The organism is Streptomyces mesophilus, from assembly GCF_011044995.1.
Classification (GTDB): domain Bacteria; phylum Actinomycetota; class Actinomycetes; order Streptomycetales; family Streptomycetaceae; genus Streptomyces; species Streptomyces mesophilus.
On record NZ_JAAKZW010000461.1, the window covers coordinates 1 to 1,270 of the forward strand.

Genomic DNA, 1,270 nt, shown 5'->3' on the forward strand with positions numbered 1-1,270 from the left:
GGGTGGGTGGCGCCTGCGGCGGGTCCCGGCGGGGCTTGAAGACGGGTCCCGGCGGGGCTGAAAGATCTGCTCAAGCGCCGCAGGCGCTGAAGTCGCTCAGCCGCCCCATGGCCTCCCGTTCCACCCGTGCCACCTCGCCCAGCCTCGCCCCCGCCTCCTCCAGAGCGCCCTCGCCGATCAGCTCCGCGATGCCGGTCCACAGCTGCGCCGCCTCCGCGTACAGCGCATGGCCCGCCCGCAGATCCGGGCTGTCGTCCAGCGTGGACGCCTCGGCGAGGAAGTCGCGGTACAGGTTGCGGAACAGGGCGCCGCCCGTGCCCGCGCGTTCCATCAGGAGGGCCGCCTGCGGCAGGTCGCGGCCGGGATCGGCGCAGCGGGAGAGCCAGCCGGGGACGAGCTTCGCGGCCTTCGCGATGCCCCGGTGGCCGAGGTTCGCGATCGGCGGGTTCAGGAAGGCCGTCGCGCAGGCGGTGATCGCCGGGGCGAGACGGTCCCGTACGTCCTGTACGGACACGCCGCCCGAGGGCACCCGGACCGTGAACGAGCGCGCCTTCGCCGTCATCGGCCCCTTCGCCGTCCGCGCCTTCGCGAGCGAGTCCGGCGAGGTGGTCACGGCCCCGCCCTGCGGTGCGGTGTCGACCAGGTACGCGCGCTCCTCGTCGTATCCGTACATCGCGACGACATGCCCGCCGAAGTGCACCTTCGAGGTGAAGTACTCCAGGTGGTAGCTGTCGAGCTGGAGCCCGACGGGGTGGCCGGCGTCGAGGGCGTCCGTCACGTTCGACCAGGCTTTGCGCGGCGAGGACGTCTCCCGTACGTCGAGTGCGAGGCCCAGCGTCGCGGTCAGGTTGCGGGTGAGCTCGAAGGGCTTGACCCGGCCGCCGAGGAAGGGGAAGTCCAGGTACTTCGCGTCCCAGTAGATGAAGGAGAGCCCCGAGCCGAGCCCGAACAGCATCGGCTCCGACAGCTCGAGTCCCTCGTGCCGCAGCAGCACCCCCAGCGCCGTCGTCTCGCAGTGCTGTCCGCCCCGGGTGTCGATCCCGCTCACCTTCACGCCGTCCGCTCCCCGCGCTCGCCCGTCTCCCCGGGCTCGCTCGTCTCCCCGCGCTCGCCCGGCTCCCTGCCTTCGCTCAACGCCTTGCCCTTGCTCTTGCCCGGCTCCCCGTCCCTGCCCGGCCCGCCGTCCTCGCCCGACTCCACGGCCACGACAAGCCGCGTCCGGTACTCCTCCACCGCCACCTCGTCCCCCGGCCCCACCAAGTACGCCTCC

The 1,270-nt window shown here is 72.8% G+C and carries 1 protein-coding gene and 1 pseudogene; both read right to left on the reverse strand.

Going from position 1 to position 1,270, the window contains the following annotated elements; genetic code table 11:
• Positions 1 to 70: 70 nt before the first annotated feature.
• Positions 71 to 1,054: a BtrH N-terminal domain-containing protein gene (locus G6045_RS40560; protein WP_165337257.1), complete on the reverse strand. Its 984-nt coding sequence runs from the start codon at positions 1,052 to 1,054 to the stop codon at positions 71 to 73.
• Positions 1,051 to 1,270, reverse strand: a pseudogene (locus G6045_RS40565) (hypothetical protein); the annotation flags it as partial. The pseudogene G6045_RS40565 and the gene G6045_RS40560, both read right to left, overlap by 4 nt.